The organism is Streptomyces sp. NBC_01477, assembly GCF_036227245.1.
GTDB lineage: Bacteria > Actinomycetota > Actinomycetes > Streptomycetales > Streptomycetaceae > Actinacidiphila.
In genome coordinates this window covers 1,476,854-1,502,271 of the sequence record NZ_CP109445.1, presented here as the reverse complement: position 1 = coordinate 1,502,271, position 25,418 = coordinate 1,476,854, and the positions used below count along the sequence as shown (strand labels likewise).

The window sequence follows — 25,418 nt, the reverse complement described above, 5'->3', positions numbered from 1 at the left end:
AAACGAGCGCACGCGCACACGTGGAGGACAGATGAGATCCCGATGGATGCTGCCGGCGCTGGCAGCCGCCGTCAGCGTGGGACTGGCCGCGCCGCAGGCGCTGGCACCGAAGGCCGAGGCGTCGGACAACGGCATCGCCGTCAACGCGCCCCTGATGGGCTGGAGCGGCTGGGGATACCTCCAACGGGACCCGTCCGCGGCGAAGTTCAAGGCCCAGGTCGACGCCCTGGTGTCGAGCGGCCTGAGCGGGCTTGGCTACGTCTACGCCAACATGGACGACTTCTGGTACAAGTGCCCGGGCAGCCAGGGCCCCGACGTCGACTCCTACGGCCGCTGGGTGACCGACACCTCGCTCTTCCCCAACAGCGGCTCCACCGACGGCATGCAGGTCCTCGCGGACTACGTGCACAGCAAGGGCCTGAAGTTCGGCCTCTACGTGACGCCGGGCATCTCCGCCCAGGCGGTGTCGAAGAAGACCCCGATCAAGGGCACCTCCCACACCGCCGACCAGATCGCCACATCGAGCAGTGCGAGCAACTTCAACTGCAAGGGCATGCGCACCATCGACTACAGCAAGGCCGGAGCGCAGGACTTCATCGACTCCTGGGCCGACGAGTTCGCCGGCTGGGGCGTGGACTACCTCAAGCTGGACGGCGTCGGCCCGGGCAGGACGGCCGACATCACCGCCTGGTCGAAGGCGGTCGAGCGGACCGGCCGCCCGATCGCGCTGAACCTCTCCGCCAGCCTGTCCGCCTCCGACGGCCCCACATGGTCGTCGCTGGCCAACTCCTGGCGCATCGACGGGGACATCGGTGCCAGCCCCAAGGGCTCCAGTTTCCCGCTGACCAGCTGGACCAACGTCTCCAAGCGGTTCGACGACGCGGCCGACGCCCAGCCCAACGCGGGGAAGGGCGGCTGGAACGACCTCGACTCCTTCGGCGTCGGCAACGGCGACAACGACGGCATCACCCCGCCGGAGCGGCAGACCAACATGGCGCTGTGGGCGCTGACCGGCTCGCAGTACATGCTGGGCGCCGACCTGACCCATCTCGACGCCGGCGACAAGGCGCTGCTGGCCAACAAGAGGCTCATCGCGATCGACCAGGACGGCATCCCCGCCGCCCGGGTGATCAAGAGCGGCAACGAGCAGGTGTGGGCCAAGCGTGAGAAGAACGGCACCTGGTACATCGGTGTGTTCAACACCGACACCTCGGCCAGCCACACCTTCAGCCTCCCGCTGGCGCAGCTCGGGCTCACCGGTTCGGCGAAGATCACCGACATGATCAACGACGACAAGCCGCTCGGCACCGTCAGCACCTACACCACCGGCGTGGCCGCCGGCGGAGTCGCCCTCATCTCCGCCGTGCCGGCCTCCGGCACCGGGGGCACCGGCGAACTGGTCAGCGCCGCGTCCGGCAAGTGCGTCGACACTGACAGCAGTTCCTACTTCCTCGGCACCAAGGAGCAGATCTGGGACTGCAACGGCGGCATCAACCAGGAGTTCTCACCGACCTCCGCCGGTGAGCTGCGCACCATGGGCGCCACCGAGTGCCTCGACGCCTACGGGAACGGGACCAGCCCCGGCACGAAGGTCTCGCTGTGGAACTGCCACGGCGGCGACGGCCAGAAGTGGACCGTGAGGAGCGACGGCTCCGTCGTCGCCCAGGAGTCCGGCCTGTGCCTGGACGTGGTGGGCGCGAAGACCGCCAACGGCACCGGGCTGCAGCTGTGGACCTGCAACGGCAACGCGAACCAGAAGTGGTCCTGGTCCTACCGCTGAGCCGGGCATACCCCCGGCGGGGTCGCGCGAGCGAGGGGCGGCCCCGCCGGTCTTCCCCGCTCCGGGGACGGGAGCCGTCCTGTGGAGCGGGGAAGACCGGGTGCGGTCAGGCGGGTCGGATACTGGCGAGGAGATGGGTGTCGGGGCCGCCGTTCTGGAGGTGGAAGCTGATCGAGACCCGGCCGTTCCAGCCCGCGGGGGCCAGACCGGGCAGATTGACGGTGAAGTCGGACAGGTTGGGGACGGTGACGACCTGGTCGGCCTGCCGCTTGGTGCCGAACGGCTCCGGGCTCGACCGGTTGCTGTGGTACAGGCCGCCGGTCACCAGCACGCCCTTGGTGTAGCCGCTGCTGGTCCCGAAGTCGAACCGGACGCCGAGCAGGCTGTTGGCGTCCAGGTCCTGGAAGGTGCCCCCGGCGTCCAGCACGACCCGCACGTTCGAGGGCAGGCCGGCCGCCTCGACCCCGGTGTCGGCGTCGGCCCAGGTCTCGCCGCCCATGCCCAGCGCGGCCGTCCACGTGCGCTGGTCGAAGCTGCCGTAGCTCTGCTTGCCGTGGTTCGGCATGTAGGTCAGGTCGCGTACCGCTGTGCCCACGGTGGCCGCGGGGTTCGCCGCGGTGTTGGTGCCGTCGGTGGCCTCCAGGTAGACCGTGCCGCCGGCCGGGATGGTGCCGGACCAGCTGAGGCCGGCGGTGCTGACACCGAGGTGCTGCTCCACCGGGGCGAGGTTCTCGTTGGCGTGGTTGTCCTCGTAGCTGGCGTGGTCGGCGTCGATCCGGTAGACCCGGAAGTCACCGTTGGCGAAGGGTGTGTTGTTCAGGGCCGCGGACACCGAACGGTCGGTGCCTGAGGTGTTCCACAGCAGCACACCCGAGGTGTGCGCGTCGGAGGACGCCATACCGTCGACCGGCCCGCTGATCGCCAGCTGCCTGCGGTTGACGGGCATGTTCGCGTACAGGCTGTAGGCGTTGTACGCGGCGCGCTTGTGCCCGTCGCTGTCCAGGAGGCCGATGACGTCGCAGGGACCCGGGCACACCGGGTCCTGGAACTGCGCCCATTCCACGTGGCTGATCCAGGGCTTGGCGAGCAGCGTCTTGAAGCTGCTCAGCAGTTGTGCGGCGCCCCGGTAGGTGACCACGTCGGTGGGCGGCGTGAAGTCGTTGGTCCAATTGTACTCGTCCAGGTTGTTCTCGACCGTCGCCATCCGGTAGTCCGTCAGGCCGGAGTCGGTCGCCGCCTGGTAGTTGGTCTCCAGGCCGCCGTTCCCGGCGTCGCCGTAGGCGTGGAAGGAGAACGCGTCCAGCGGCAGGTTCTGCGACAGCACCCGGTTCACGAACGGTCCCGACCAGGAGACGCAGCACAGCGCGGGACCCTCGACGTGCGCGTCCGGATCGGCCGTGCGCAGCGCCTGGGACGCGCTGCTGTACAGGTCGAGATACTGCTGCTGGTTCCCGGTCCAGAACACGCCCGGCAGGTCGGGCTCGTTCCAGATCTCGTACGAGCCGATGTGCCGCCCGGTCTGCTTCCAGTGCGTGGCCAGCGCGGGCAGGATCTGCTGCGCCCACACCGACGGGTCGGTGGGCGGGTTGTTCCACGAGCCGCCCGGCGGCTGGAGGATGCCCGGGGTGTAGGTGAGCGACGGTACCGCCTGGGCGCCCGCGTTGTTGATCAGGTCGACGAGCTGGTCGATCTGGGAGAAGTTGTACGACGGGTTCGCCGCCGACCCGGTGACCATCGGGGTCCAGTCGCCCTGCTCATTGCCCCACATCGTCTCCCAGCGCACCCGGCCCGGATGCAGGGCGTCGAGCAGCGGCGCGTCGCGCTGCCAGCGGGCGAGGGAGACGTAACCGCTGTTGAAGACACCGAATTTGCTCTTGACGAGCGGGTCGGCGACGCTCGTCGCGAAGTCGGCCGTGACGTTGGCGTCGGCCGCGTGGGCGACCGGGGCGGTCACCGGCAGGATCGCCGTGACCACCCCCGTGAGGAGGGCGAGGGCGAACAGAGCGGGGGAGCGCAGGGACCGTGGAGGAGGTCTCATCGTGAGTGTTTCCCTTCTGCGAGTCTCGGTTCTTCGATCCGGCCGTACGGCGTGGCGCGGCCGGACGGCCGTCGGGTGCCGTCAGCCGGCGGACCGGCCCCGCATGATGCGGGCGACGGAGTCGATGTCGGCCTTGGGCCTGCGGTCCTCGGTCAGCAGGCCGTTGCGTTCCTGGCCGGTGTCGGTGAGCTGGGTGAAGCAGTAGCCGGCCAGACCCGCGCTCTCGTGCACCGCCCGCATCAGCGCGGCCAGCCGTTCGAGGAGTTCGCCGGCGGACCCGGCCGTGCCGTAGCCGTCCCAGGTGCCCGGCTCGCCGGGGGCGTAGGTGAAGCCGCCGAACTCGCTGAGCACCACCGGCACCGCGGGCACCTCGTCGCCGACGACCAGCCGGCGTCCGCCGGGACGCCCGCTGTGCGCGGTCCGCCGGACGGCCTCCCGGTCCGCGTACCGCTCGCGGACGGCGGCCGGGTCATGGGTGTAGTCGTGGACGCCGAGCAGGTCGCCCGCCACGTACTCCCAGCCGTCGTTGCCGAGTACCGGCCGGGTCGGGTCGAGGCTCTTGAGCAGGTGGTACAGCCCGCGTACGGCGTCCTGCTGCGCCGCGGAGCGGTCCACGTCGGGCACGCCCCAGCTCTCGTTGAAGGCCACCCACGCCACGACGCACGGATGGCCGGCGTCGCGGTCGACGATCTCGATCCACTCGCGCGTGGTACGGGCCAGCGAGGTGCTGCTGAAGGAGTAGCTGGCGGCCGCGTCCGCCCACACCAGCAGGCCCAGCCGGTCGCACCAGTACAGCAGCCGCGGGTCCTCGACCTTCTGGTGCACCCGGATGCCGTTGAAACCGAGTCGCTTGATCGTCTCGACCTCGGTGCGCAGCGCCGCGGTGTCCGGCGCGGCCAGGTGCGACTGCGGCCAGTAGCCCTGGGAGAGCACCATCCGCAGGTAGTACGGCAGATTGTTCAGCAGGAAGTTGTCGGCGTCGGTGCCCGCCGTCCGGAAGCCGACATAGCTGTGCACCACGTCCCGCGGGGCGTCCCCGTCCCCTTCGAGGGTGACCGTCGCCCGGCACAGCGTCGGGTGCTCGGGCGACCACTGGAGGTGGTGCGGCTCGGCGTCGTAGCGGCTGTCCTGCACGGCGATCCGCCGCCGCATCAGCGAACCGTCGACAAGGCAGGTGTCCTCGGCCAGCACCCGGTCGGCCAGTTCGAGGCGGACCGTCACCCGGACCGGCCCCGAGGACCGCCGGGCCAGCCGCAGTTCCAGGTCGACCTCGCCGGGCGTGCCGGTCGGGGTCCAGCGCAGCCGGTCCACGTGGTCCGCCGGCAGCTCCTCCAGCCAGACGGGCTGCCAGATCCCGGTGGTGCGCTCGTACCAGATGACGTGCGGGCTGTGCTGCCAGTCCTGCTTGCCCCGCGGCTGCTCCAGGTCGTGCGGGTCGTCCCAGGCCCGCACCACCACCGTCTGCTCCCCGTCACCGGACAGAGCGTCGGTGATGTCGGCGCCGAACGGCGTGTGCCCGCCCTCGTGCCGGGCGATGTGCCGGCCGTTGACCCACACGTCCGCCCGGTAGTCGACGGCGCCGAAGCGCAGCATCAGCCGGTTGCCGTGCCGCGGCAGGGCACGGGTCAGCGTCCTGCGGTACCACAGGACCGGGTGGTAGCCCGTGTCGTGGATGCCGCTGGCCGGCGACTCCGGGGGATAGGGAACGGTGATGGTGCGGTCGAACACGTCGGTACGCGACGGCCATCCGTCGGCGATCCCGGTGTCGGAGTCGTCATAGGCGAACTGCCACTGGCCGTCGAGTTCCTGCCAGTCGGCGCGGGCCAGCAGCGGGCGCGGATGACGATCGTGCAAGGGGGTGGGCAACGAAGCTCCTCGGATCCCGGTGGTGTGCTGCGTGCGGCGGGCGTCGTTGCCGCTCAGCTCAGGGCGACGTCGGCAAAGGTGTGCGGTGGCGCGTCGCGCAGGGCGACGGTGACGCGGACCCGGCCGTCGGCCGCGCCGAGCCCGGCCAGGGCGACGACGTTCGGCTCGTCGAGGAACGGGGGGCGCAGGTCCAGCACCACGGCTGCCTGCGGCCCGTCGACGCGTACCGACAGTGTGGACCGGGCCAGGGCGGCCGTATCCTGGCTGGTCATCCGGACCCTGACCGTCAACTCCGGCCCGCAGTCGGCCAGGTCGGCGCGGATGACCGGTACGGCCTGCGGATCGCCGGCCGTGCCGAGCCGGAAGGTGGTCGTCGCCTCCTCCAGGTCCGCCCAGGCACTCGCGGTGCGGTCGCTGTAGGTGTGCCGGACTCGGCTGACGGCGCCGGCCGGCCGTGCCGGGGCGGTGGCGCCGGAGCCGGTCATCTCCAGCAGCGCCACGCCGCCGCTGGGCAGGTGGAGCGTCCAGTGCCGCTCCGCCGGCGGCTTCTCGGCCTCCTGCCCGTCGTGCTCGGCGTCGATCCTGCGCAGCACCGCCGTGTCGTAGTCGCCCTTGCCGGTGTCCACAGTGGTGCTGACCGGCCGCGGCGAGCGGTTCCACACCGCGACGCACAGCCGGCCCTCCGCCACCCCGGCGAGGGCGCCGATCTCGGGGGCGCCCTCGATCTGCACCGTGCACCGGTCGGTCGGCATGTTCTGGTAGAAGGCGTACGCCGCCAGCACGGGCTTGGGCCGGCCGTCGATGTCGACCATGCCCGAGTAGTTGCCGTGCCCGCTGTCCAGGAACTGCGCCCAGCTGACCTTCGTCAGGCCGGGCACGGCCAGCAGCCTGGCGACGTCGGAGAGCAGGGCCGCCGCCATGTGGTGGCCGTCCTGGGTGCCGCCTCGCGGGTAGTCCACCAGGTAGGAGTTGTACTCGTTGAGGTGGGCCTCCACCTCCTTCAGCTGCGGGCGCCGGTCGAGGTGGCGCAGCACCGTGTCCACGGCGGTGCCGACGCTGTGGGTGCCGTAGTGGTGGAAGGAGAAGAAGTCGAGCGGCAGGTCGTCGGCCACCACCGCGTCGAGGAACGCGGGTATCCAGTGCTCGTTGCCCATCACCGACGCCAGGGCCGGCCCGCCGACCGGCGCGCCGGGGTCCGCCGCGCGGATCGCCGGTGCCGTGGCGCGGTAGAGGGCGAGGTAGTCGTCGAGGTCGCCGCCGAAGAAGACCGCCTCGCCGGTTCGCTCGTCGCGCAGGTCCGGCTCGTTGTAGACCTCGTGGTAGCCGACGGTCACGCCCCGCTCGCGGGCTCCCTCGACGTACCGGCGGACCATCTCGACCCAGCCGCTGTCGTCCTCGGCCAGGTCCCGCCAGTCGCCGCCGGCGGGCTGGTAGGGCTCGGGGACGTAGCAGTAGGACCAGTAGGGGCGGATGCCCGACGCGTTGAGGAAGGCGCCGATCTCGTCGACTTCCGAGAAGTCGTACGTGTGGCCGTCCGCGGTGCGCGTACTGACCTGCTTGTCGTAACCCATCCATTCGGCGCCCCAGCCGATGTCGATGCGCAGGGATTCCGGCCGGACGGCGCGCAGCGCTTCCTGGTCGCGCCGGTAGGTGGCCGCGTGCACGATTCCGCTGTTGAACAGGGAGAATTTGGATTTCGAGAGCGGGTGGTCGGCGCGGCGCGCCGGGTTCACCTTGATCACGGCGCTCCTGGGCGGCGTTTTCACGTGTTCTTCCCTTCACATGAATAGGGTGTTCGGGTGTTTTCCCTGACCGGGATCTCGTGCGGCGGTGTCAGTTGGCCATGCCGGAGAAGGCGATACCGCGGACGACCCAGCGCTGGATGAAGAGGTAGCCGACCAGTACCGGCAGCGACACCAGGGTGACGCCCGCCATGATCTCGCCGTACTGGCTGTTGTAGCGGCCGACCAGGCTCTGCAGCGCCTGCGTCAGGACCCACTGGTTCTGGTCCTGGAGGTAGATGGAGTTGACGAAGAAGCTGTTCCAGAGCTGCACGAACGTCAGCAGCCCCATGGCCAGATAGGCCGGCCCCGCCAGTGGTGCGATGACCCGGAAGAACGTCCGCCAGCGGCCCGCGCCGTCGATTGCGGCGGCGTCCTCCAATTCCAGCGGCAGGGTGAGGAAGAACTGCCGGAAGAAGAAGGTGGGAAGGGCTCCTCCGAAGAGCATCGGCACGATGATCGGCAGCGGGGAGTTGATCCAGCCGAGATTGCGGAAGATGACGTACTGCGGGATGAGCGTCACCTGCGGCGGCACCATCAAGGTCAGCAGGATGACCATCAGCAGGGCCCGGCTGCCGGGAAAGGAGAAGCGTGCCAGGGCGTAGCCGGCCAGCGAACTCGACAGCAGCGTGCCGGCCGTACCCAGCACCGCGATGAGCAGGGTGTTGCCGACGTAGCGGCCGAAGTCCGGGAGGATGTCGAACAGGTTGGCGTAGTGGTCGAAGGTGATCGGATGCGGGATGAGCTGGTTCGCCTCGAACATGTGGGCGTCGGTGCGCAGCGACATGGACACCGCCCACAGCACCGGCAGGATGTAGAGCACCACGAGCACCGTCATCACCACGTGGTAGGCCCCCGCGCGTGCCCTGCGGCGGTCGGACGAGGAGGCCGGCCCGTCCGGCGTGCTCGGGCTGCCGGCGACGGGGCCGGTCGGCCGGGTGCGGTCGGTCAGCGTCATGACAGGCCGCCTTTCCCTTGCGCGCTCTCGCTCGCGTAGAACACCCACCGCTTGCCGAGCAGCCACTGCCCGAGGGTCAGGACGAAGGTCAGCAGGGCCAGCACCCAGGCGATGGCGGCGGCGTAACCGAGCCCGGAGAGGCGTTCGTTGTAGTTGAACATCTGGTTGTACATGTAGAGGACGACGGTGCGCGTGGAGTCGTCAGGGCCGCCGGCCACCGCGATCCCGCCGTCGGAGGTGGTCATCGCCACCACCGGGTCGAACAGCTGGAGCGCTCCGATCAGCGAGGTGACCATCAAGAAGAGCACGGTCGGCGAGATCATCGGCAGCAGCACGTGGCGGAACCGCTGCCAGGCGTTGGTGCCGTCGATCCTGGCCGCCTCCAGCAGTGCCTGCGGCACTCCGTGCAGCGACGCCACGAACAGCGTCATGCCGTAGCCGAGCCCCTGCCAGGTGGTGACCAGCGCGATGGCCGGCATCGCCGTCCTCGGGTCGAGCAGCCACTGCGGGCCGTTCAGCCCGAACACCTCGAAGAGCCGGTTGATCGGCCCCGACTCGGTGTTGAACATCCAGCGCCAGACGATGCCGACGGCGATCTGCGACAACACGTAGGGCAGGAACAGCATCGCCCGGTAGAACGCCACCCCCCGCCGGGGGCGGTAGGTGATCAGGGCCGCCGCCAGCGAGCACACCAGGAAGCTGGTGGTCCCGGTGAGGATGAACTTGACGGTGTTCCACAGCACCTTCGGCAGCCGGTCGTCGTCGAGCAGATGGCTCCAGTTCTGCGCGCCGATCCAGGTGGGCGACGGCGCCACCAGATCCCAGTGGGTGAAGGAGTAGTAGAGCGACACACCCAGCGGCAGTCCGATGAAGGCGACCAGCCCGAACAGCTGGGGCAGCAGGAAGAGCAGTGCCGTTCCCGCCTCGCGGCGGCCCCGCCGCCCGCCCGCGTGCTGCGGGCCCGCGGGCTGGAGGAATGCCCGGCCCTTCATTACGAGGTTCTTCATGACGGGTCGTCCCTGCCGCTCAGGATCCGAGGATCTTGTCGACCTTGGCGCACGCGCCCTTGAGCGCGTCGGCAGCCGTCTTCTTGCCGGTGATGATGTCGCCGAGCGCGGGCCCGAAACCGTCCTGGCCGAGGACGGTGGACAGGACGCCCTTCGGGTCGATGTTGCTGCGGGCCAGCGGCCAGGCCGCCGGGTCGAGCTGCGCTTCCTTCAGATGGGCCGGCTCACCGGGGGCCTGGAGGAAGTCGGGGCCCGCGGCCACGTTCTTGTACGCCGGTATCAGGCCCATCTGCTTGCCGGCCCCGGTGGTGGCCATGTACTTGATGAACTTCCACGCGTTGTCCGCGTTCGGCGACTTGGCGTACGCCGCCCAGCTGTGCACCTGGATGAGCGTGGAGTTGCCCGCCGGGCCCTTGGGCAGTGCCGCCATGTCGAACTTCAGCTTCGGGTTCTGCTGCGCGGCGATGGTGACCTGCTCGTGGGAGCCCTGCTGGATCGCCACATGGCCCTGGATCCAGCGCAGATAACCGGGGGTCTCCTGCTCCATCTGCGGGGTGACCGCGGTGTGGTCCTTCCACATCATGTCCTGGAGCAACTGCAACGCCTGGGCCGTGCCGGGCTTCTCCAGGTCGCACCGGTCGCGCCCGTCCCCGCCGAGTACGCCGCCGCCGTACGCCCACAGCACGGGCTCGAAGCCGGGTTCCGACGCGGCCGCGACGCGGTTGTCGTACCCCCACTGCACGATGTGCTTGGCGTCGAACTTCGGGCTCTCGGCGTTGTTGCCCTGCGAGTCCAAGGTGAGCTTCTTCGACCACTCCCGCAGGTCGTCGTAGGTGTAACTGCCGTCCGCCGGGGGCGGGGCGAGCCCGGCCCTGGCGAACATGTCGGTGTTGAAGAACAGCGACTGGACGTTGTAGCCCATCGGCAGCGCGTGGTATCTGCCGTCGATGGCGGCCTTGTCGGAGTCGATGACGACAGGGACGAAGTCGCTGGTCTTGACGCCGTCGGCGGCCATCTTGTCGGTCAGGTCGGCGAGTACGCCGTTGTTGGCCATCTGGTTGATGTTCCAGCTGCCGGTGACCAGCACGTCCGACATGTTGCGGCCGGCTATCAGGGTCTTGCAGACGGCGTAGTCGGCACCGCAGTCGGTCTTGTTGAACTTCAGCTTGATGTCGGGGTTCGCGGCCTCGAAGCCCTTGGCCGCGGCCTTGATGCTGTCGATGTCCTCGTTGACCCCCCATACGGAGATGGTCAGCGTGCTGGACTTCTTCGCTGCCGAGGAGCTGGTGTTGGAACAGGCTGCTGTGGCCAGCAGGGTCGGGGCGATGACGGCGATCGCGATGCCACGTCTGGAGAGTCTCACTGGGAACCACCCGAGGTTCTTTGCTGGGTTTCGGAGTTGTTTCGTCGCGGTGATGAGATTTTTACCACGTGGCAGGCCACGTGGTAAAGGCTACGATGGGGGATCGTTGAAGTTGCGGTGCGTGGAAGCGGGGACGGCATGACGGTGACACAGATGGACGTCGCGGCCCGGGCGGGAGTGGCCCGCAAGACGGTCTCGAATGTGATCAACGACTACCCGCACGTGAGCGACGACGTACGCGAGCGCGTACTCCAGGCGATCAAGGAACTGGACTACCGCCCCAACCACGCGGCCCGCAGCCTGCGCAGCGGCCGGACCCGGGTGATCGGCCTGGCCGTACCCGAGCTGGACGTCTCCTACTTCGCCGAACTGGCCCGGCTGGTGGTCGAGGTGGCCCAGGAGCGCGGCCTGACCGTCATGATCATGCAGACGCTCGGCGACGCGGCCCGCGAACTGGACGTCGTCAACGGCACCTACACGCAGTTCGTGGAGGGCATGATCTACAGCCCGGTCTCGGTGAGCGGCGCCGAACTGGAGAAGCGCCGCGACCGTACGCCCATCGTCCTGCTCGGCGAGCGCTCCACCGCCGGACTGGTGGACCACGTGGGCATCGACAACGTCGCCGCCGCCAGGAAGGCCACCGCCCACCTGGTCGAGATCGGCCGCCGGCGGATCGCCTTCCTCGGCACCCAGCGCACCGCCTCCGAGATCGCCCGGCTGCGGGTGACCGGCTACGAGGAGGCGCTGCGGGCCGCCGGGCTGCCCGTGGACGCCGGGCTGATCGTGCCCACCGCCGCCTACCACCGCAGCGACGGTGTGGTCGCGATGCGCAACCTGCTCGACCGGCCCGGCCCCCGCCCCGACGCCGTCTTCTGCGCCACCGACCTGCTGGCGCAGGCCGGCATCCGGGTGCTGCTGGAAAGGGGGCTGCGCGTACCGGAGGACGTGGCCGTGGTGGGCTTCGACGACGCTGATGAGGGCCGCTACAGCACCCCGACGCTCACCACCATCTCGCCCGACAAACGGCAGATCGCCGAGATAGCGGTGACGCGGCTGCTGGCCCGCTCGGACAGCAAGAAGGACCTGCCGGTCGAGGACACGGTCACGGACTTCTCGCTGGTGGTACGCGAGAGCACGGCGGGCCGCAGCCCCGGCTCCCCGCCCCGGACATCGTGACCCGCTCCCCGGCCCCGCCCCCGGCCTGGCACCGGCCGACCGCGTCGGCCGTGTGCTTGCGCGTCATGGCGGTGCCCCTCGGCGGCAGCGACGTGTACGCCGTCTCCGTCGAAGCCTGCGAAGGCCGGCCCGCCCGGCGGTGCTACGCGGTCCGATCCGCGACCGGCGGAGAACCGGCAGCGGGTCGCGGTGTCGTCCCGGGTGACGGTCGGACCGGGCGAGGCGCTGATCCCGTCGGCGGTCGGACGTCAGGGCGACGCCTCGTCGTGGGCGCGCAGGGCGGGCAGTACGGTCTCGCCGAACAGCAGCATGTCCTCGTCGTACTCCGGGAAGATCAGCATGAGCCCGTCCAGATCGGCTTCGCGCACGATGTACTCGATGTGCTCGGTGACCGTCCGCGCAGAACCGGCGACGTACGCGGTCTGGAACGCCGCCTCGCCGGTGGCACCCGCGGCCCACGCGCGGGCCTGGTCCTCGGGCACTCCCCAGGTCCTGCGCATGAGGGCGAGGGCCTCGCGGTCGACTCCCTCGCCCCACGCCTTCACCTTCCTCGCGGCCAGCTCGTCGGTCGTGTCCTGGACGACGGTGAGCATCGAATAGGTCTTGCAGACGCGGCCGTTGGCCTTCGCCCGGGCATGGACGTCCGCCGAGAGGGTCCTCATCTCGTCGAGACTCTCGGCGGCGAGGAAGGCGCCGTCGGCGTGCCGGGCCTGGAAGCGGCGCGCGTCCGCGGACCTGCCCGCGCTGATCAGGGTCGGACGGATCGCCGGATGCGGGCGCGACGCGCAGTCGACAAGGTCGAAGTACGGCGTGCGCATGGTGACCGAGGGCTCGGTCCACAGCCGGCAGACCGCCTCCGTCCACAGTTCCGTCATCCGGTAGCGGTCCGCGTGGCCGAGGCCGGGATCCCAGACGCCGAACTGCTCGAACTCCCCCGCGTAGGAGCCGTTGACGATGTTCAGGCCGGCCCGGCCGCCGGAGACGTCCTGGAGAGTGGTGAGCATCTTCGCCGCGATCGCGGGATTGTGCACGTTCGCGTGCAGGGTGGCCCAGATCTTGACCCGGGTGGTGGCCTCGGCGAGCGCCGACATCATCGTCAGCGACTCCAGCGAGCGGCCCCAGTGGTCGGTGGTCCCGCCGAAGCCGCGCCACTTCGCCATCGACATGATGAAGTCGAGACCGATGCTCTCCGCGTGCAGGGCCGCGCGTCTGTTCCACGCGTAGCTCGCCTCGGGGTGCGGCGCCGTCGTGGACAGCATCCATCCCCCGTTCCCGATGGGCAGGAAGATTCCGTAGTCCTTCGCGGACACGTCGTGGGCCTTTCCGTGAGATTCCTGAGACCTCTTCGGCGGGCCGCCTCGCGCCGGAACGGCTACGGGGCGGGCCAGACGAGCTTGCCCGCGGCGTAGACACCGCTGACGAACGAGGGGTCGAACCACGCACGGGCCTTGTCGGCGGTCACCTCGGCGGGCACGATCGTGAACTGGTGCAGCATGCCGACGAGTTTCGCGACGTTGCCGGGGTCGACACCGCCCAGCGGCTGTCCGGGAGTCGGGTTGTCCTTGACGACCTGGGTCTCGGTCTTCCAGATGGTCTCGTTCAGCGCCTTGTCGTACGTCGGGCCCGACAGCTTCGCCGCGTAGCCGACGCACTCGGTGATGTGTGCCTGGCTGGACGAGCAGTAGCCGTAGGCGTGCAGCGCCCCGCGCAGGACGTCCTCGACCGCGTCCGGATGCGCCGCGGCGAACGCCGGGTTCACGGCCATCGCGCCGATGGAGCTGGGGATGCCGTAGTCGACGGGCTGCCACACGGTGACGTCCCGGCCGGCCGCCTTGAGCTGGTTGGGCTCGTTGGAGATGAATCCGGTGAGCCCTTCGAGGCCGCCCTGCTTACGGGGCAGTACGGAGGGGTCGTACCCCTCCTTGACCAGTTTCAGCGAGTCCCACGTGACGCCGGCCTTGACGAGCATCGCCTCGACGGCGGCGGGCACGTAGCCCTTGTGACCGACCACCTTGCCGTCGAGCTGGGTGAGCCGGGTGATGTCCCTGTTCGTCATCAGGATGTCGAGGCCCGCGTTCGAGTACGAGGAGACGCCCGTGATGTCGATGCCGTTGGCCCTGGCCTGGATGATGTCCTGCTCGGCGACGGCGGACACCGTGGCCCGCCCGCTGGCCAGCAGTCTGGTGTTCTGCGCCGTGTCGCCGGTGCCGGGCTTGAGCGCGACGTCGAGGCAGAGGTCCTTGAAGTAGCCGAGCTTGGCTGCGGCGACGTATTCGAGGATCGACACCGACGCCTGGTACTGGTAGCCGGACAGATAGGTGATCTTTCCTGCGGCCTTGTTCTCGGCACAGCGCTTGGCGGAGATCGCCGAACCCGGCGGGCTCGCTGAGGAGTTGCCGTCCGAACCCGAGTGGCACCCGGCAACGGCGGTCAGCAGGACGGCGGCAAGGCCCGCCAGTACGGTCCTGACGAGGCGGTGTTGCATGGGTGACTCCCAGGGGCCGGGCGCCGGGGGCGGCGCGGACGAGGGCATGGATCACCGCACGCCCGGGGCGCGGCCCGGGGGAGCGGTGACGGCGGGACGGTGTGATCCAGCGGTGACTCAGTCCTGGGCACTGTCGTGCCAGTGCAGGACGCGGCGCTCGACCAGCGTGACGGCGAGCAGCAGGACCACACCCATGAGCGCGAGGACGAAGATCGACGCGTACACGACCGGCAGCTGGTTCATGGACGAGGCCACGCTGATCGCCGTGCCGAGGCCGCGGGTCGACCCCGACGCCGCCATCTCGGCCACCACGGCGCCGATGATCGACAACGGGAAGACGATGCGCAGCGCGGCGAAGACGTAGGGCATCGCGTGCGGGATGCGCAGGTGCCACAGCAGTTCGACGCGGCCGGCGTCGACCGTCCGGTACACCTGGAGCACCTCCCGCGGCACCGAACGCAGACCGGCCGCGGTGTTGATCAGGATCGGGAAGAAGCAGATCAGGCCGGTGATGATCAGCTTGGGCATCGGTCCGAACCCGAAGGCCACGACCAGAGCGGGAGCGACCGCCACGATCGGAGTGACGTTGAGTACGACCGCGACCGGCATGACCGCCCGGCGCACGAACGGGAATTCGCTGGTCAGCACCGCCAGGACGAACGCGGCGGCGAATCCCAGCCCGAGCCCGGCGGTCGCCTCGCCCAGAGTGGTCAGGGCGTTGTGGACGTAGTAGCCGAGGTCCTCGGTGAGCGACCTGCCGATGTCCGGCAGCGAGGGCAGCAGATACGGCAGCCGCCGGGCGCCCCACTGCCACAGGGCCGCGAGAAGCGCCACCATCACCACGAGGGGCAGCCACATGGCGGGGCGGATCCAGGCCAGCCGGGACCGCGGACGGCGGAGGCTGAAGCGTGACGGTTCGGCCGGCGGTTCCGCCTCGGACGCCGCTGTGGTGTGCTCCCCGGCCACGGTCATGTCCTTGAACCCCCACTCAGGCGGCGCCGTCGTGCCAGGCGCGGCGCAGCCGGTCTCTGACCAGGTCCTCGTACTCGTGGAAGCGCCGCTCCCCGAGGAGTCGTTCACCGCGCGGGCGGGGGAGTTCGATCTCGATGGTCTCCACGATGCGGCCGGGCCCGGGGGCCATCACGACCACGGTGTCGGAGAGCCGGACGGCCTCGGCCACGGAATGGGTGACGAACAGCACCGTGGTCTTCAACTCGTCCCATAACTCCAGCAGTTGGTTCTGGAGGCTCTCACGGGTGAACTCGTCCAACGCCGAGAAGGGCTCGTCCATGACGAGCACGTCGGGCCGCAGGCCGAAGGCGCGTACGATCGCGACGCGCTGCCGCATACCGCCGGACAGTTGAGCGGGAAGCTTGTGCATGACCTCGCCGAGACCTGCCTTGACGAGGAGTTCCCGCAGATAGGGCGCGTCCGGGGCCGTCTGCCGCCCGCTGGAGCCGGGGATGCGCTCGCGGCGCCTGGCGGCACCGGGGTTGATCTTCTGCGGCAGCGTGACGTTCCGGAGTACGGACATCCACGGCAGCAGGGCCGGGCTCTGCGGCACGAGGCCGATCATCTTGGCGGCGCATGCCGTGGCCGGTGCGACCCCGTGCACCCTGACGTCACCGCGGTCGGGGCGTTCGAGGCCGGCGACGAGGCGCAGAAGCGTGGACTTGCCGCAGCCGCTGGGGCCGATGAGGCTGACGAACCGGCCGGGCCGCACCGCCAGATGAACATCGTCGAGGGCGACCGTCGCAGAGGGCCCGAGCCCGTAGGTCCGCCGCACGGACCGCAATTCGAGCGCGGGCGTTCCTGGCATCCTCACGCCTCCCTCCATGTCGCGGGCGCGTAGGCCCGATCCCGGAAGCCGGAGAGTGCGCGCGGCGACTTCGCCCGACTGCCGGGCGGAGTTCTGCCTGAGTCCTCCGACCGCAGCCACCATGTGTCTCTGCCCAACGCCGCCGCTCATTACGCACGGTCGACGGTGGGCGCCGCAGCGTCGCGACGATGGCTGCCGCCGGCACCGTGGGTCCCGCCGCCGATTCCCGCCGTGGCGCGGTGGGCGGGGGCGGTCCCGCCCACCGGTACGCCGACCGGTACGCCGACCGGGGGTGTGCCCAGAACGCACTCGTGGCAGCGGGCCCGCGCAGCCTCACATCCGGGATCCGAGCACGACGGCGGGGCTCCGGCGCCTGGTGCGGGCGCCGCTCAGGCCGGCGGGTGGCCCATCGTCCGGCTGAGGGTGTCGGGGTCGGCGTCGTAGCCGACCAGCAGGCTGTGGAACTCCCACGCGCCCGACGCTGCGCGGGTGAACTCCGCCACCGTCGCCCCCGTGGCGGAGCCGATCGACGTGAAGTCGCCCTCGGCCAGCACGGTGTAGCCGGTCACGAGCTGGTAGGCCGGGTTGGACACCGCCTGGAACTCCAGCCGGCCGAAGCCCTGCTGGATCGCCACGCCCACCACGACCCGGCCGTACTCGGAGCTGAGCCGGCCCAGGTCGAGGGTCATCACCTCGTCGAAGCCCAGGCCCTTGCCGTTGGTGCTGTCGCGGTTGAGCCAGATCGTGCCGTCCGGCGAGAACCGGCTGCCGAAGGCGACCACGTACGCCGGGTCGCCGTGCTCCGCCCCGACTCGGTACGTCGCAGCGATCAGGTCCAGATCGCTCGGCGCGGACCCCAGCGGACTCGGGTCCCATTTCAGCCGTGCCTCGGCCCGTTCGATGCCCTTGCTCAGGCCGCTCATCGGACGCCTCCCCCTCGGGCGGCCCTGTATGGGCCGCCACCTCTCATGTTCGGGTACTCCTTGCACGTCCCCGTTGTCCACACCTTCCCGCCCGGGGCCGCTTTGAGCGGCGTCTTCCAGCCATCCCGGCCCGCACGGCGCTGCGCCGGGGGCCTTACTGCGTGACGGTGGCGGTGGCGCTGCCGCCGAAACTGCTGAACACGGAGACCTGGGTGGGCCGGTTGACCTGGTCGAACTGGGTCCTGAAGGTGCCGCCGCCCTGATCGGCCAGGGTGGACTGGCTGGTGGGGTCGTCGCCGAGGTACAGGGTCGCCCGGGGGTTGGTGCTGGTGGCTTCGATCGTCTCGATGCCCTTGTTCCAGCGGGCCTTGGTGATGTGCACGACGTCGGAGCCCGCCGCTCCGGGCCGCGGGGTGACGGTCAGCACGATGTGCTGGCTCACGCCGCCGGAGGTCGCGGTGACGGTCACGTTCGTCGCCGTGGTGACCGTGCCGGTGGTCGCGCTGAACGCCGCGGTGCGCGCGCCGTCGGGGAGGGTGACGGTGGCGGGCACGGCGGCGGCGGAGGGGTTGGAACTGGCCAGCGTGACAACCGCACCGGGAGTGGGGTCGGTGAAGGTCACCTGTCCGGTGTCGGTTCCCGCGCCGGGAACCGGGCTGTGGCCGAAGGTCACCTCGTTGAGGGTGGGACCGCCGACAACGTTGACGAACAGGCAGCCGACCAGGTCGCCGGGCTCGGCTTCCACGCACATCTCGCCCGCGCCGCTGGTGAGCGGGCCCGCGGTGAGCGGGAAGGCGGCGTCGAGCGATCCGGCCGGGACGGTGACGGTGGCGGGGATGTGCAGGATGCCCGGGGCGAAGTTCTCCAGGCTCAGCACCGTGTCGGTGGGGGAGGCTGCGGCGAGGGTGACCGTGCCGGTCGAGGACTGCCCGCCGCTGATCACATCGGGGGAGAAGACGATGCCGGCCGTGGCCGCGCCGGCGTTCGAGCCGGTCGCCAGCAGCGCGCCGGAGCCGGCGGCCACCGCCATCGCGCAGGCCAGGATGCGGCGACGCAGCCGCCCCGGCGCGAACATCCTTGCGCCCTGTATGCCAGATAACACGGTAGAACTCCTGTCCCGCCACAGGCGTGGCGTATCAGACCGGGTAGGGGACTTCGGGCTCTGATACGTGGGCGGACGCCGATCGGTTCAATGCCCAGGGCGTCTTGGCGTCCTCGTGACAGGTGGGAGGGAACGGGGTGCCCGGACGGACGTCCGGGCACGCACCGGTCAGTCCATGGGGAAGCCGACGATGCTGTGGGTGGTCGCCGGGCAGTCCTCGGTCGTGTAGAAGTGGCTGGCGCGTCCGTCGAAACGGGCACTGTCGCCGGTCTCCAGCCGGTGGGCCACTCCGTCGACCACCAGCGACACCTGCCCCGAGACCACCATCACGTACTCCACCGAGCCCGCGCCGTGCGAGCTGACCTGGCTCTGCGCGTGCGGGTGGAGACGGGACCGGTAGATCTCGACGCGGCCGTGGCCGTGCGCGGAGAACAGCAGATTGACCGCCGTCTCGTCGTCGGGCTCCGTCAGATCGCGGGCCCGCACGATCTCCGGCTCCAGCAGAGGGCGGCGCAGCAGGGCGACCGGGTCGGTCTCAAGGACGCCCGCGATCCGGCTGAGGATGTCCAGGGTCGGGTTGGCCTCGGCGCGTTCGATCTGCGAGAGCAGGCCTTTGCTGATGCCGGTGGCGGCCGACAGCTCGCGCAGGCTCCAGCCCCGGGCCAGACGGCGGCGGTTGAGGTTCACCGACAGGGCGTCGCGTACCGAGCCGCGCGGCGACGGCGGACCGCCGGCCGACCGGGCGGCGCCGGTCTCCGGGAGCGCGCGGCCGGACGCGTCCGCCGGGGACGGTCCCGGGACCGTGGGTCCGGCTGCCGTCGCGGCCCGCCCTTCTGGCCGGGCGGGGACGGCGGGGACGGCGGACATCCCTTTCCTCCTCGGTGGTCGGTCCACGGCTGGGCAGTCGGTCACGGACGGCCGACGCAGGTCGGCGTCATCCTAGTGGCTGTCCGCCGGGCCCGAGAGGGCCGGCAGCGGAGCCGGGCCGGGCGGCCGGGGGCAGGGCGGCGAGCATCCGCCGGGTCCAGGCGTGGCGCGGCCGGTCCAGGACGTCGGCCGCGGCACCCTGCTCCACCAGCTCGCCGCGGTACATCACGGCCACCTCGTCGGCGATCTGCCGGGCCACCCCCAGGTCGTGCGTGATGAACAGGACCGCGAAGCCCTCGGCCCGCTGGAGGTCGGTGAGCAGGTTGAGCACCTGCGCCTGCACCGAGACGTCGAGGGCCGACACCACCTCGTCGCAGACCAGCAGACGGGGCCGGACCGCCAGCGCCCGCGCCACGGCGACCCTCTGCCGCTCACCGCCGGAGAGCGCGGCCGGGCGCCGGGCGGCGCAGTCGGCCGGCAGGCCGGTCTGCGTCAGCAGTTCCGCGATCCGGCGCCGGGTCCACGCGGCGCGCTCGCGACGGCCGGCGCGGGGTATCTGACCGGTTGCGGCCAGCGCCTCGCGCAGGGTCGCTCCGACGGTCCGCAAGGGGTGGAGCGAGGAGTAGGGGTCCTGGAAGACGATCTGCGCCTTGCCGGCCAGCCGCGCCCGTTCGGCGTGGCCGGGCCTGCGGCCGGGGGCCAGCGGCACCCCGCCGACCTCCGCCCGGCCCTCGTCGAAGGTCTCCAGGCCGACGGCGATCCGCGCCAGTGTGGTCTTTCCCGATCCGGACTCGCCGACCAGGGCCGTGATCCGGCCCTGAGGCACGGTCAGCGACACCCCGCGGGCCGCCGGGTGGCGGCCCGCGCCCGACCGGAAGGTGCGGTGCACCCCTTCCAGCAGCAGCGCCGGCACGGGACCGGCGGCCGTGCGGTCCGCCGGGTCCTCGTCGGCGGTTGCCAGGGCCGGGGCGGGCGCTCCGTCCGCGGGCGCGTCCTTCGCCGGGCCGGCTGCCGGAAGGCCCGCGCCGCCGGCGAGCGCGCCCGGCCGGTCGGCGATCTCAGCGAGCCGGACGCAGGCGGACAGCCGCAGGTGCCCGTCCTCGGCGGGCGCGGGCACGTCCAGCAGCGGCCGCAGCCGTACGCCGGCGGTGCCGCAGACAGGCGCGGCGTGCGGGCACCGGTCGGCGAAGGGGCAGCCGTCGGGGCGGTGGCCGGGCGGAGGCACCGAGCCGGCGATGGCAGGCAGCCGCGGGAAGCGCTCGTGCACGGAGGGTTCGGCGGCGAGCAGCCCCGCGGTGTAGGGGTGCCGGGGGTCGCTCTCCAGTTCGGCCGACCGGCCCTGCTCCAGTACCGCGCCGGCGTAGAGCACGTAGACCCGGTCGCAGGCGGAGAAGGCCACCCGGAGGTCGTGGGTGATCAGGAGCAGGCCCATGCCCCGGCCGGTCTGCAGACGGCGCAGCATGTCCAGCACCGCGCGCTGGTTGGCGGCGTCGAGGGCGGTGGTGGGCTCGTCGGCGATGAGCAGGTCCGGGTCCCCGGCCAGGGCTGCCGCGACGGCCACCCGCTGGCGCATGCCGCCGGACAGTTCGTGCGGGTAGCGGTCGGCGGTCTCCGGGTCCAGCCCCACCTCGGCGAGCCGCCGGGCGACTTCGGCCCGCTCCGTGGCGCGCCGGATCCGGCGGCCGGACCCGGCGCGCGCGCCGGGGCGCAGACCGTCGGCGATCTGGGAGCCGCATGTGAGCTGCGGGTGCAGCATGGTGAACGGGTCCTGCATCAGGAGGGTGACACCGCGCCCGCGCAGCGCCTGCCGGGCCGCGGGCGGCAGGTCGAGGATCTCCTGGCCGTGCAGCCGAACGCTGCCGCCGTCGGTACGGGTGCCGTCGGGGAGCAGGCCGACGACCGCGCGCACCGCGAGCGACTTGCCGCTGCCCGACTCACCGACCACGCCGACGCACTCGCCCGGCGCGACGCGCAGGTCCACCCCGTCGAGGATGACCTGCGTGCCCCGCGGCCCGCCGGCGGTGACCACCCGCAGGCCGGTGACCTCCAGCAGCGTGCCGGGCGCGGCGGGTCCGCCGGGGCCCAGGGCGGGTACGGGCATCAGGACCTCCGGTCGGAGAACGACTCGAACACCCGGTCACCGAGGAGGTTCAGCACCACGGCGGAGACGATGATCGCGACGGCGGGCGCGAGCGCGGCGGACGGGTTGTCGTAGAGCAGCGTGCGGTTCTCGGACAGCATCCGGCCCCAGTCGGGGGCGCCGGGCGGCACCCCGAGTCCGAGGAACGACAGCGATGACAGGGCGACGATGGCGCCGGCGAAGTTGAGCAGGGTGTTCGCGACCACCACGGGCAGCACGGTGGGCCAGATGTGGCGGACCATCACCGTCGTGCGCGACAGCCCGAGTGTCTCGGCGGCCTCCACGTAGGCCCGGTGGCGCTGTTCCAGCACGGCGGCCCGCACCAGCCGGACGTCCCCCGGCGAGGTCAGCACGACGAGGACCGCCACGGCGAGGGCGTAGCCCCCGCCGCCGATGCCCGCGACGACGATGGTGACCAGCAGCGCGGGCAGGGCCAGCAGCAGGTCGGCCCAGCGGCGTACGAACACGTCGGTCAGGCCGCCGAGATAGCCCGCGGTCAGGCCGAGGACGTTGCCGACGAGCATCGAGCCGATGGCGACCACCGCCGCTCCGCTCAGGGTGCTGCGGGCGCCGGCGACCACCATCTGCGCGATGTCGCGGCCCAGTTCGTCGGTACCCAGCGGATGCCCGCCGCCCGGCATGGCGGCGCCGGTGAGCAGATTCTGCCGGTCCCAGTGCGGGAGGACCCACTGTCCGGCGACCGCGGCCAGGGCCAGCAGCAGCGCCAGCGAGGCGCACACGACGGTGAGTACGGCGGGGCCGCGCCGTGTGCGGGGCGGGGTGTCCGATGTCATGCCTGCCCCTCGGTACGGTCGGCCGTCGCGGTCGCTGCCCCGCCGTGCGCGGTGCGCAGCCGGGGGTCGGCAAGTGGGTGGACGAGGTCGGTGGTGAGGTTGGCCAGGCAGACCAGGGCGGCGATGAGCAGCGCCTCGGCCTGCACCACCGGCACGTCCTTGAAGGTCACCGAGCCGACCAGCAGCTGGCCCAGGCCCGGCAGCGCGAAGACCTGCTCGACCATGACCGTGCCGGCCAGCAGATAGGCCAGCACGAGCCCGACGCCGGTGCTGACCGGGACCACGGTGCCGCGCAGTACGTAGCGGGTCAGGACCTTGCGGGCGGGTACGCCTCGGGCAAGGGCGAAGACGACGTGCTCGCGGGCCAGTTCGCGGACCACGGCGGCCCGGGTGAGTTTGACCAGTACCGCGGTGACGGACAGTCCCAGGGCCGTGGCGGGCAGCACCAGGTGCAGCAGCCGGTCGCCCGCGCCGCCGGAACCCGGGCCGTAGGCGGGCAGCCAGCCGAGTATCAGGGAGAAGACGTAGATCAGGAGAAGCCCGCCGGCGAACGCCGGGGTGGACAGCGTGACGACGGCGAGGCTCTGCACCGCCCGGTCCGCGGGGCGGCGGGCACGCAGACCGGCCAGCACACCCAGCGGCAGGCCGAGCGCCACCGCCACCGCGAAGCCCAGCAGCACGAGCTGGGCGCTGAGCGCCAGGCGGTCGCCGAGCACGGCGGTGACGTCCTGGCCGGTACGGATGGAGGTGCCCAGCCGGCCGTGCAGGGCGTCGCCCAGCCAGCGGCCGTACTGCTCGACCGCCGGGTCGTCCAGATGGTGCTCGGCGCGCACCGCGGCGAGTGCCTGCGGGGTGGCGCTGCGGGTGCCCAGCAGGGTGCGCGCGGGGTCGCCCGGCGCGACCCGAAGCAGCGCGAAGACGGCGGCCGACAGCACGGCCAGCAGTCCTGCGGTGCCGGCCAGCCGCCGCAGTACGTAGCGCAGCGGCAGCGCCGCGCCCAGCCGCGCGTGCCACGGCCGCGGCGGTGCGGGGCGGTGCGCGGGCGCGGGACCGGGGCTGAGGCCGGGGTCGAGGGGCGCGGTCACGTCGCCCGTCCCAGCTGTGTGCCGCGGTCCGCCGGCCGGTCCGGGGACGGGACGAGTGCCGCGGGGGCCGCGGCACCGAGGACGTGGCGGGTCAGCCAGGCACTGGCGCGGCCGGCGGCGTCCAGCAGGTGCCCGGGTTCGGTGAACTCGTGTCCTTCGTCCGGGTAGACGTGCAGTTCCACCGGGGCGGCGGCGCGTCGGGCCAGCGCCCGGTACAGCTCGTGGGCCTGGGCGACCGGGGTGACCCGGTCCTGCTCGCCGTGCAGCAGCAGGACGGGGGTGCCGGTGCCAGGCCCGGTGTCGGCGAAGACGGGGGAGCGGTCGACGAGGGCGGCCCGGCCCGCTGCGGTCCGCGCGTCACCGATGCGGTAGGCGTACTCGTAGCCGCCGCCGATGACGGAGGTGTGCACGAAACTGAGCCAGTCGGTCGGCGCGGAGACGACCACGGCGGCACGGAAGGCGGTGGTGCGGGCGGCGGCCACGGCGGCGAGGTAGCCGCCGTAGCTGTGCCCGAGCACGGCGGCCTGTCCGGGGGCCGCCTCGCCCGAACCGGTGAGCGCGCTCACCGCGCTCAGCAGGTCGGCCAGGTCGCCGCCGCCGAAGTCGCCGACGACCGCGCGCGCGTGGTCCAGGCCGTAGCCGCTGCTGCCGCGCAGGTTGGGCAGCAGGACCAGCCAGCCGGCCGCAGCGAGCGCGGGGGCCAGACCGAGGACGTCGGCGGGCGCGTGGCCCGCCGACCACAGCCACGACGGACCGCCGTGCACCAGTACGGCCAGCGGCCGGGTGGTCGCGGTCCCGGCCGCGCCCGCCGGGCCGGGGGCGGCACCCGGCACGGGGACCCCGGGCGCGTCCAGCAGCAGTCCGTGCAGGCGGCGGCTGTCGGCGGAGGTCCACGAGGTCGGCCGGGTGCGGACCCGGGCCAGTTCCGTGAAGTCCCCGTCGCCGCGGGCGGCGGCCGGGTTGAGCGCGGTGACCTGCCGCCAGGACCACGCGTCGGGTCCCGCCGTGGGCGCCACCACGGCCTGCGGCGGCCGGCCCGGGGCCTCCAGTACGGCCGCGGCCAGGGCGCCGTCGGCGCTGAGCGTGAGGGCGGGCTGGGCCGCTGGGCCGCTGAGTACCGCCTCGTCCTGCCAGTGCACGGTGGGCGCGGCGGCGCCCGGCGCGCCCGGGTCGACCGGGGCGCCGGTGATCCGGCTGCCGGTGCCCGCCCAGCCCGCGAGCAGCAGCCGCCCCGGGTCCCGCGGGTCGGACAGCAGCCAGGTGGTGTCCTCCGGTCCCGGGGACACGGTCACCGTGCCGTCGGCGAGGTCGACCAGCACCGGGCGGCCGGCCACGATGGAGATGCCCTCGGCGACGGCGGCACGGCGGCCGTCGGCGGTGATGGCCGGCGCGGCCAGCTGGCCGGCCGGGGTGTGCAGGGTGCGGGTGGTGCCGTCGGCGAGGTCGACGCTGACGAGGCGGGCGTCGTAGTAGCCGGCGGGGAGCGTCTCCGCGGAGACGGTGGCCACCGCTGTGGTGCCGCCGCGCCAGGCCGCGTTCCACACCGTGAGTCCGCGCGGTGAGGCGTCGCGCAGCCGTACCGGCTCGGTGGTGGCCGCCGTCGCGCCGGCCCCGGGAAGGGGAAGCGCGCCGTGCAGCAGGCGGCGCCGCCCGTCGCCGGGCCGGAAGGACTCGGGGCGCGGGCAGGGGCCGAGGCGCACCGGCAGGCCCAGGTGCATGCCGTCGCGTTCGGCGCCTTCGTCGGCGACGAGCAGCAGGACTTCGGTGCCGTCGTCGGAGAGCAGCAGGTCCTCCACGTCACCGGGCACGGACACCAGCGTCCGCAGCCGGCCGGTCCGGGTGTCCCAGGCGGTCAGCTCGGGTCGGCCGGCGGCCCCCGGCCGGGGGCCGGTGATCAGCAGCAGCGTCCGCGAGTCCGGCAGCCAGCGGGGGCTGTGCCGGGGCGCCGGGTCCTGGCTGCCGTCGGGCCGGCGCGGCACCACCGGTGCCGCTGTGCGAACTGCGGCCGCCGCGCGGGCTGCTGAGCCGTCGGCGGGGACCAGCAGCACTCCGGTGTGCCCGGGGCCGCTGACCGTCACCGCCACGGTGCGCCCGTCCGGGCTGATCCGTGCCTCCAGCGGTTGCGTCATGCCGAGCACCGCCCGCCGCACCCGGAGCACCGTCGCGGCCTGGGCGTCCCGGGCTGCGGAGGGGCGGGCGGTGCTCGGCATGGGGTGCTCCGATCGTCGGCCGGG

General features: G+C 72.0%; 19 protein-coding genes. 2 read left to right on the top strand and 17 right to left on the bottom strand.

All coding sequences use genetic code 11. From position 1 onward, the window contains the following. Positions 1-31 precede the first annotated feature (31 nt). Positions 32-1,780: a glycoside hydrolase family 27 protein gene (locus OHA86_RS05705; protein WP_329173048.1), complete on the top strand. Its 1,749-nt coding sequence runs from the start codon at positions 32-34 to the stop codon at positions 1,778-1,780. Positions 1,781-1,886: 106 nt separating this feature from the next. Here OHA86_RS05705 and OHA86_RS05700 read toward each other — a convergent pair whose 3' ends face one another. From OHA86_RS05700 to OHA86_RS05675, 6 genes are all read right to left on the bottom strand, one after another. Further along, positions 1,887-3,818, bottom strand: a complete 1,932-nt coding sequence (locus tag OHA86_RS05700; protein ID WP_329173047.1) for a GH39 family glycosyl hydrolase — start codon at positions 3,816-3,818, stop codon at positions 1,887-1,889. 81 nt (positions 3,819-3,899) lie between these two features. After that, entirely contained in the window at positions 3,900-5,684 is a 1,785-nt protein-coding gene (locus tag OHA86_RS05695) for a sugar-binding domain-containing protein (protein WP_329173045.1), read from the bottom strand. Between the two features lie 53 nt (positions 5,685-5,737). After that, positions 5,738-7,426 (bottom strand): GH39 family glycosyl hydrolase, encoded by a 1,689-nt coding sequence (locus OHA86_RS05690; protein ID WP_329173043.1) that lies wholly within the window; start codon positions 7,424-7,426, stop codon positions 5,738-5,740. Positions 7,427-7,517: 91 nt separating this feature from the next. Continuing rightward, positions 7,518-8,423: a carbohydrate ABC transporter permease gene (locus OHA86_RS05685; protein WP_329173041.1), complete on the bottom strand. Its 906-nt coding sequence runs from the start codon at positions 8,421-8,423 to the stop codon at positions 7,518-7,520. Then, complete coding sequence (locus OHA86_RS05680; RefSeq protein WP_329173039.1) at positions 8,420-9,430, bottom strand: carbohydrate ABC transporter permease; 1,011 nt, start codon at positions 9,428-9,430, stop codon at positions 8,420-8,422. Before OHA86_RS05680 ends, OHA86_RS05685 begins: the two co-directional genes overlap by 4 nt. 19 nt (positions 9,431-9,449) lie before the next feature. Then, positions 9,450-10,793 (bottom strand): ABC transporter substrate-binding protein, encoded by a 1,344-nt coding sequence (locus OHA86_RS05675; protein WP_329173037.1) that lies wholly within the window; start codon positions 10,791-10,793, stop codon positions 9,450-9,452. Between the two features lie 138 nt (positions 10,794-10,931). On the opposite strand from OHA86_RS05675, the gene OHA86_RS05670 reads away from it, so the two are divergent. Continuing rightward, on the top strand, positions 10,932-11,969 hold the full coding sequence (locus tag OHA86_RS05670) for a LacI family DNA-binding transcriptional regulator (RefSeq protein ID WP_329173035.1): 1,038 nt from the start codon (positions 10,932-10,934) through the stop codon (positions 11,967-11,969). Positions 11,970-12,217: 248 nt separating this feature from the next. Here the strand turns inward: OHA86_RS05670 and OHA86_RS05665 are convergent, their stop codons facing one another. The 11 genes from OHA86_RS05665 to OHA86_RS05615 form a co-directional block, all read right to left on the bottom strand. Next, complete coding sequence (locus OHA86_RS05665) at positions 12,218-13,279, bottom strand: LLM class flavin-dependent oxidoreductase (RefSeq protein ID WP_329173034.1); 1,062 nt, start codon at positions 13,277-13,279, stop codon at positions 12,218-12,220. Between the two features lie 62 nt (positions 13,280-13,341). Further along, entirely contained in the window at positions 13,342-14,454 is a 1,113-nt protein-coding gene (locus OHA86_RS05660; RefSeq protein WP_329173033.1) for an ABC transporter substrate-binding protein, read from the bottom strand. 117 nt (positions 14,455-14,571) lie between these two features. Beyond that, entirely contained in the window at positions 14,572-15,426 is an 855-nt protein-coding gene (locus tag OHA86_RS05655) for an ABC transporter permease (protein ID WP_329173031.1), read from the bottom strand. Positions 15,427-15,442: 16 nt separating this feature from the next. Beyond that, the gene (locus OHA86_RS05650; RefSeq protein WP_329173030.1) at positions 15,443-16,273 is read right to left on the bottom strand and encodes an ABC transporter ATP-binding protein; all 831 of its coding nucleotides are present in this window, start codon (positions 16,271-16,273) and stop codon (positions 15,443-15,445) included. A 389-nt stretch (positions 16,274-16,662) separates the two neighbouring features. Next, positions 16,663-17,196 carry a TerD family protein gene (locus OHA86_RS05645; RefSeq protein WP_329173029.1) on the bottom strand — a complete coding sequence of 178 codons (534 nt, stop codon included), beginning with the start codon at positions 17,194-17,196 and terminating at the stop codon, positions 16,663-16,665. A gap of 154 nt (positions 17,197-17,350) precedes the next feature. Continuing rightward, complete coding sequence (locus tag OHA86_RS05640; protein WP_329173028.1) at positions 17,351-18,298, bottom strand: hypothetical protein; 948 nt, start codon at positions 18,296-18,298, stop codon at positions 17,351-17,353. A 168-nt stretch (positions 18,299-18,466) separates the two neighbouring features. Continuing rightward, positions 18,467-19,165 (bottom strand): helix-turn-helix domain-containing protein, encoded by a 699-nt coding sequence (locus OHA86_RS05635; RefSeq protein ID WP_329173027.1) that lies wholly within the window; start codon positions 19,163-19,165, stop codon positions 18,467-18,469. A gap of 67 nt (positions 19,166-19,232) precedes the next feature. Then, entirely contained in the window at positions 19,233-21,266 is a 2,034-nt protein-coding gene (locus OHA86_RS05630) for an ABC transporter ATP-binding protein (RefSeq protein WP_329173025.1), read from the bottom strand. Further along, positions 21,266-22,099, bottom strand: a complete 834-nt coding sequence (locus OHA86_RS05625) for an ABC transporter permease (RefSeq protein ID WP_329173023.1) — start codon at positions 22,097-22,099, stop codon at positions 21,266-21,268. Before OHA86_RS05625 ends, OHA86_RS05630 begins: the two co-directional genes overlap by 1 nt. After that, a complete protein-coding gene (locus OHA86_RS05620; protein WP_329173021.1) occupies positions 22,096-23,184 on the bottom strand; it encodes an ABC transporter permease in 1,089 nt (362 codons plus the stop codon). Before OHA86_RS05620 ends, OHA86_RS05625 begins: the two co-directional genes overlap by 4 nt. Further along, on the bottom strand, positions 23,181-25,394 hold the full coding sequence (locus tag OHA86_RS05615) for an alpha/beta fold hydrolase (protein ID WP_329173020.1): 2,214 nt from the start codon (positions 25,392-25,394) through the stop codon (positions 23,181-23,183). The genes OHA86_RS05620 and OHA86_RS05615 overlap by 4 nt, the downstream gene beginning before the upstream one ends. Positions 25,395-25,418 lie beyond the last annotated feature (24 nt).